This is a genomic window from Gilliamella sp. App6-5 (genome assembly GCF_001690525.1).
GTDB classification, from domain to species: Bacteria; Pseudomonadota; Gammaproteobacteria; order Enterobacterales; family Orbaceae; genus Gilliamella; species Gilliamella apicola_H.
Map to the genome: position 1 here is coordinate 1 of NZ_LZGT01000001.1, position 6,078 is coordinate 6,078.

11 protein-coding genes are annotated in these 6,078 nt (G+C 30.0%); 10 read left to right on the top strand and 1 reads right to left on the bottom strand.

Annotated features, from left to right (window positions below):
* Positions 1 to 4 precede the first annotated feature (4 nt).
* From A9G24_RS13250 to A9G24_RS00030, 8 genes are all read left to right on the top strand, one after another.
* Positions 5 to 85 carry an integrase core domain-containing protein gene (locus A9G24_RS13250; RefSeq protein WP_442902743.1) on the top strand — a complete coding sequence of 27 codons (81 nt, stop codon included), beginning with the start codon at positions 5 to 7 and terminating at the stop codon, positions 83 to 85.
* Between the two features lie 8 nt (positions 86 to 93).
* Positions 94 to 243 carry a hypothetical protein gene (locus A9G24_RS12755; protein WP_176701144.1) on the top strand — a complete coding sequence of 50 codons (150 nt, stop codon included), beginning with the start codon at positions 94 to 96 and terminating at the stop codon, positions 241 to 243.
* Positions 244 to 283: 40 nt separating this feature from the next.
* Positions 284 to 595, top strand: a complete 312-nt coding sequence (locus tag A9G24_RS00005) for a DUF7716 domain-containing protein (protein WP_065637198.1) — start codon at positions 284 to 286, stop codon at positions 593 to 595.
* A 127-nt stretch (positions 596 to 722) separates the two neighbouring features.
* Entirely contained in the window at positions 723 to 1,604 is an 882-nt protein-coding gene (locus tag A9G24_RS00010) for a hypothetical protein (RefSeq protein ID WP_065637199.1), read from the top strand.
* Positions 1,605 to 1,883: 279 nt separating this feature from the next.
* Positions 1,884 to 2,276, top strand: coding sequence for a DUF2750 domain-containing protein (locus A9G24_RS00015; protein ID WP_065637200.1), 393 nt, complete (start codon positions 1,884 to 1,886; stop codon positions 2,274 to 2,276).
* 63 nt (positions 2,277 to 2,339) lie between these two features.
* Positions 2,340 to 3,461, top strand: coding sequence for a hypothetical protein (locus A9G24_RS00020; protein WP_065637201.1), 1,122 nt, complete (start codon positions 2,340 to 2,342; stop codon positions 3,459 to 3,461).
* A 173-nt stretch (positions 3,462 to 3,634) separates the two neighbouring features.
* Positions 3,635 to 3,994, top strand: a complete 360-nt coding sequence (locus tag A9G24_RS00025; RefSeq protein ID WP_065637202.1) for a hypothetical protein — start codon at positions 3,635 to 3,637, stop codon at positions 3,992 to 3,994.
* Positions 3,995 to 4,244: 250 nt separating this feature from the next.
* Positions 4,245 to 4,784, top strand: coding sequence for a hypothetical protein (locus tag A9G24_RS00030; protein ID WP_065637203.1), 540 nt, complete (start codon positions 4,245 to 4,247; stop codon positions 4,782 to 4,784).
* An 18-nt stretch (positions 4,785 to 4,802) separates the two neighbouring features.
* Here the strand turns inward: A9G24_RS00030 and A9G24_RS00035 are convergent, their stop codons facing one another.
* Positions 4,803 to 5,135 carry a hypothetical protein gene (locus A9G24_RS00035; RefSeq protein ID WP_065637204.1) on the bottom strand — a complete coding sequence of 111 codons (333 nt, stop codon included), beginning with the start codon at positions 5,133 to 5,135 and terminating at the stop codon, positions 4,803 to 4,805.
* 323 nt (positions 5,136 to 5,458) lie between these two features.
* On the opposite strand from A9G24_RS00035, the gene A9G24_RS00040 reads away from it, so the two are divergent.
* A complete protein-coding gene (locus A9G24_RS00040; protein ID WP_065637205.1) occupies positions 5,459 to 5,716 on the top strand; it encodes a transposase in 258 nt (85 codons plus the stop codon).
* Between the two features lie 20 nt (positions 5,717 to 5,736).
* Positions 5,737 to 6,078 (top strand): IS3 family transposase (locus tag A9G24_RS00045; RefSeq protein WP_141673006.1); only part of this gene is annotated, 342 nt, incomplete at its 3' end.

Below are 6,078 nucleotides of genomic sequence, written 5' to 3' on the forward strand. Positions count from 1 at the left end.
AACGATTTATAACACCGAAAGACCGCATGAGGCATTAAATAACATGACGCCGATTGAGTATAAAACACTAAAACAAACAGCATGATTTTCTACTTGAATCTTGTACTAAGTTTGGGGTATTTACACGACGAATACTTACCTGTTCTAGATAAAGAAATTCCATCATGCTATGATGAGCAAGTCAGTTTAGAGTGGAATCATAAAATAAATCAAAATGATGTTTGTGATGATTGCAGAAAATAGCCAGATACAATTTATTGTAAATAATAATTGGAGATTATGAATGAAAACTATAAGAGGAATTGAAAATTTATTCCGTATTTATAAAAATTTGAATGAACCTTGGCGCTTTTTTGTGGAACCTGAATTTATAAATGAGATCAATTGCATTAAAAATGCCAATTATTACATTGCAGAGACGGAAGATGAATTTGATGAAATGGATGATTCACCTGATAAATATGAAGCATGGTTAGAATATCCGACATTTCAAGCCATTATCGATAATAAACTTGAACATCATCCTAATGCTACAAAAAAAGATTTATTAGATGCTATTATTTATTACCTTGAAAATGATGATTTTTTGGATTAATCCAAAATGGGAAGGTCAAAAAAAGGTCTTTCCGTTTTTAAGCAAAAATCTGTAGTAGTAAAATTTACCGTTGTTAACCGCATTAATGCAGTCTATTTAAAACAGTTTTTATCGCTAAAGAGAAATCATGAAAAAATTTTTAGAATTACTAAATAAACAAGGTATAAAATACCTCATTGAAGACAATAAGATCACAGTTGATGGTAATTTAAATCTAAGAAATAAAGGAATTAAAGCATTACCTGAAAACTTGTTTGTTAACGGGGATTTGATTTTAACTCATACAAAAATTGAAGCACTACCTAAAAATTTTTCTGTTAGTGGTGATTTAGATTTAACAAATACAGAAATCAAAAAATTACCTGAAAATATACTTATTGGTGGCTATTTATATTTAACAAATACGGAAATCAAAGCATTACCTAAGAATTTTTCGATTAGTGGTAGTCTAAATTTAGCAAAAACAAAAATAACAGCACTACCAGAAAACCTATCTGTCCAAGGTGATCTCAATTTAACAGTGACAAACATCAAAATGCTACCCGAAAACTTATCAGTTGGTGGGAGTTTATACTTAGGATTTACAGAAATAGAAGCATTATCAGAACACTTTTCTATTAAAGGTGACTTAGATTTGAAATTTACCAAAATGACTAGGTTACCTGAATACTTATCCGTTGATGGTCACTTAAACATCGAATCGACAGAAATTCAAGTATTACCCGAAACCTTATCTGTTGGTCGTGGCATATATTTGGATATAGATCAAATACAGAATATAGCTTATCGTAAAACTGGCGAAGATAACTCACAAACTATTTTTGCTTGTTGGGCTAATGGAGCATTCGCAATTCAAGCAACAGACTTTTTTGGTACACTTGCAGATTTTGAAAAAATGGTTGATGAAAACTATTCTGAAGAAAATGCGATACAATACAAAAAAATGGCGAATGAATGTATCAAAGAGTTAACTACAAAGCTTAACAAACCGTCATCGATAGTAAATTAAGATAAGGTAAAAAAACAACCTTCCTTGATTACCCCAATAAGATCGGCAAAATGACTACAATGCCGAATACTACCAAATAATGTGAACTGTCCTCATTTTAGTGGACAGTCATTTTAAATCATTCTTTCATTTTATTTTTAATAATTTAACATTTTATAAAAAAGCACGGATATCAATATACTGTATTCCAAACTCTAATTTATACAAATTTTCAACATTGACATGATAATTATTATTATCTATGCTTACCAAACGTAGCAAAAAATATGAGGACTAATTATGAAAGTATCAGCCAAAGAAATCGAAGCTATGTCAAATAAAGGTAGCAAAGAGAGATACATTTATTCTATAAAAAGAATTGTTGATAACGAAAAAGCTTGGGTTTTGGATTATGATGGTTTTGCCTTAAGTGGCATAAATGATGACAATAGTGAAGTTCTTATATTATGGCCAGCTCGTGAATATGCTGCAAATTGTGCTATAGATGGTTGGGAAAATTACAAACCAAAAGCATTATCGCTTGATTATATAATGGATGATTTGTTGCCTAAATTATCATCAAAAGGGACTCAAGTTGGTATTTTCTCAGTTCCAGGTCTATCTAATACCCCAGTTGTTAATGCTGAAAGTTTACTGCTTGATTTAGAATACGAATGTAGTAATTATATGTAATTTTATATTGATATCAGAATAATGATAAAATTATAACAACCTTTATTATTTATGCGAGATATAATGGAAAAGTTTTTGGAGTTATTAAACAAAAAAAGCGTAAAATACTGTATTAACGATAATAAAATCATAGTTAATAATAATTTAAATTTAACAAAAAAAGGAATTTGTGTATTACCCGATAATTTATTGATTAACGGCGATTTGGTTTTAGCTCATACAAAAATTACATCACTACCTAAAAATTTTTCTGTTAGTGGTGATTTAGATTTAACAGATTCAGCAATTCAATTATTACCCGACAATTTATCTGTAGGTGGCAGTTTATATTTATCGTTTACACATATCAAAGAACTGCCTAACAATCTATCTATTGGCGGTGATTTATATCTAGGAAATACAGACATTCAATCATTACCAGAAAATTTATCAATTGGTGGCGATTTAGATCTTGTCTTTTCAGAGCTCAAAGAATTACCTGATAACCTATCGATTGGTGGTAATTTAAATCTAGAAAATACAGAAATTGAAATACTACCAAGAAATTTGTCAGTTGGTGGGGATTTATATTTAATCAATAGTCAGATCAACAAATTATCTGAAAACTTATTTGTTGGTGGCGATCTAGATTTAGCCTATACAAATATTCAATCATTACCTGAAGGCTTAACAGTCGGTGGTGATTTAGATTTAAGAAATACAAACACCAAACAACTACCCAAAAAATTTTCTGTTGGTGGGTATTTAAATTTAAGAAATACAAAAATCCAAACATTACCAGAACATTTATCTGTAGGCGGGTATTTAAGTCTAGCAAATACAGAAATTCAAGCATTGCCTAAAAATTTATTTGTTGGTGAGCATTTAAATATACAGTCAACCAAAATCACATCATTACCCGAAAACTTATCGGTTACTCGTGGCATATATTTGGATATAGATCAAATACAGAATATAGCTTATCGTAAAACTGGCGAAGATAACTCACAAACTATTTTTGCTTGTTGGGCTAATGGAGCATTCGCAATTCAAGCAACAGACTTTTTTGGTACACTTGCAGATTTTGAAAAAATGGTTGATGAAAACTATTCTGAAGAAATTGCGATAAAATACAAAAGAATGGCGAATGAATGTATCAAAGAATTAACTATAAAGCTTAAAAAACCGTCACTGATAGAAAATTAAGCTGAGTTAAAAAAAGCAAATCTTCTTAATTGACTCAACACCATCGCCAGATAAAGTAATATTATACCAATCACGTACTCCTATATGATTAGGTAAAAAGCGCTTTAGATATTTACGATAATATTGTTGATTTAAAGCAATCTATTGTTTAAAACAAACTAAGCTGCTAATAAATGAATATACAACATATAGAAACAGCTGATTGCAATATCTTGGATACTAAAATATTTCCTCATGAAATTAAGATATATTTTGCATCAGTTTACCAATTAGAGACAAAACAACGCATAACTAATGTTTGTTTATCGATTTTTAATTGGTCATTTTTTGAAGCAAATGTTTTTATCGTTAATCATTTGAATAATCTCTTTGAACAGAAAATGTTATTCAAACATGAATTAGAGTTTTTTGAATATATTCAGAAAATATCGCTTGAACAAAATAATTTTATATTACAAGGATATAGTAAAAAATCTGGGAACTGGCTAGAGTATCGTTTCATAGATAGTGATTTTTGCTTGACCATGTTTTAACAAAAATATAGCAGCGTATGTAATAACTATGCAACCGTTTTTGTGGTGCTATAAGCATTGATTAAAAAATAAATTAATTGTCTGACAAAAAGCTTAAGTGATCTATGGAATATAGGCTGTCATTTCTAGTGTCATAACACGTTTATTTAGATGTCAATGTAAAGGTACATAATCATGAAATCAGAAGATCAGCGCTTCCTATTCTTAATTGAAAGTAAAACCTCCCCTTGGGGCGACTGGGCGATATACTTTGGACAGGTTAACACCTTGGGATGAAAACAAGCAGTCTATTTCTATCGAACGTACCGGCCCTTTTACTCCAAAAGCTTATTTTTCAAGTAATAACTTTATTTTTACAAAAGAAATAAAGGAACTCATCGAAAATTCCTCATTAAAAGGCATTAAATTTTTGTATGAAATAGAAAAAAAGAAAATTATTAATCTTAATTGGACAAAATTGGATGTGAATAAAGATATAACTGATTATTTAGATGATCTATATGAACCAGTGGATTTAATTTTTGATGGCATTAATGATGTAAAATTAAATCAGGATATGCCAGATTATTACTTGTCTAGTATAGAAAGCCAAATTCATTTAAACAAAAATAAACTTATCGATATGCGAAATCCTTCGGCATATATTACTTTTGTTGGCAACGAACTTGATGATTCTGATTTTTTTATGGGAATTGAAATACTAGGTTGTTTTATTAGTGCAAGAGCCAAAAATTGGCTAGAAAAATATTGCCCTAACTGTTTTGACTACTATTTAATTAAACCTGATTAATAGTGGAAATATTCTAACTTAATTGCTTAATCTAAATAAAAGATAATCATATAATTTTTCTGCTAAAAAATTAGCATGCTCACTTTTTACGATTAAATTAAAAAAATAGTATTGGTTATACGAATCTTCAATTATCGTATCGGAAAGCATAAAAAATTCGATGTAAGCTAAATATAATTTTTTTATATCATCAGAAATTTCTTCTAAAGAAATATGATAATTGGTTATATCATAAAAGATATTAGTGTATTTATGATTAATAATACTTAACTCTATAAAAGGAGTATGATTTTTCTCACAAAATTCCCAGTGAATAGATTTTGTTTTATCATCTTTATAAATAAATTTCATAATTAATCTTTTAACTTAAAATTTGTGACATGTATCATTACGTCACTTTCTCCTGTTTCACCATATAATGGATTTCAACATCAAATATTATCCATGTATAAGTACAGATGCACAGCTTATGTAAAGAAAATTGTTATGCAACTCAACATTAAAAATAATCATATAACCTTTATCAATATTTAGTGTCAGTCAATCAGACCAATAAGTAACTAAATCGGTACGTTGTGTTCCTTGATTATAGCGTGATTATGTAACTATCCCCTAAAATAGTACAGCAAAAAAGTAGAAAATTCTCTATGATAAAAGTAAAAGAGGATTCAATTATGAAAAAAATGACTGAACATCAAATCGTCGCTATTTTAAAAGAAGCTGAAGCAGGTATTCCTGTCAAGGAACTCTGCCGTAAATATGGCATGGCAAATTCAACTTTCTATAAATGGCGAGAAAAATACGGCGGAATGGAAACCTCTGATATTAAACGTTTAAAGGAGCTTGAGGCCGAAAACCGTAAACTTAAACAGATGTTTGCCGAACTGAGCTTAAAATCCCAGCTTCAGGAAGAAATCATAAAAAAGCTTTAGTGCCCACAAAGGTACGTAAAATGTGGGCACAGCAACTACAACAAAATCATTCAGTTACTATTGCTATGAGTTGTGCCATTGTTGGCTTAAGCCGTTGTGCTTACTATCATCAACCTAAGTTACCGGATGATTCGGTGATTATTTCGGTGTTGAATGCTATCACAGACCGGCATTTACGCTGGGGCTTTCCCAAATGTTTTAATCGCATCAGAAAGCTCGGCTATAAATGGAATCATAAACGGGTGTATCGGGTGTATTGTGAGTTAAAACTTAATATTAGAGCTAAACGTAAAAAACGTATCCCCCAACGAACACCAGAAAAGCTATTGGTTCCTAATAAACAAGGTGAATGTTGGTCAATG

Excerpts from the sequence above, each read along its gene's own strand:
- A9G24_RS00025 (WP_065637202.1), top strand. The coding sequence starts at position 3,635 with ATGAATATACAACATATAGAAACAGCTGATTGCAATATCTTGGATACT.
- A9G24_RS00020 (WP_065637201.1), top strand. The coding sequence starts at position 2,340 with ATGGAAAAGTTTTTGGAGTTATTAAACAAAAAAAGCGTAAAATACTGT.
- A9G24_RS00015 (WP_065637200.1), top strand. The coding sequence starts at position 1,884 with ATGAAAGTATCAGCCAAAGAAATCGAAGCTATGTCAAATAAAGGTAGC.
- A9G24_RS00010 (WP_065637199.1), top strand. The coding sequence starts at position 723 with ATGAAAAAATTTTTAGAATTACTAAATAAACAAGGTATAAAATACCTC.
- A9G24_RS00035 (WP_065637204.1), bottom strand. The coding sequence starts at position 5,135 with ATGAAATTTATTTATAAAGATGATAAAACAAAATCTATTCACTGGGAA.
- A9G24_RS00040 (WP_065637205.1), top strand. The coding sequence starts at position 5,459 with ATGAAAAAAATGACTGAACATCAAATCGTCGCTATTTTAAAAGAAGCT.
- A9G24_RS00005 (WP_065637198.1), top strand. The coding sequence starts at position 284 with ATGAAAACTATAAGAGGAATTGAAAATTTATTCCGTATTTATAAAAAT.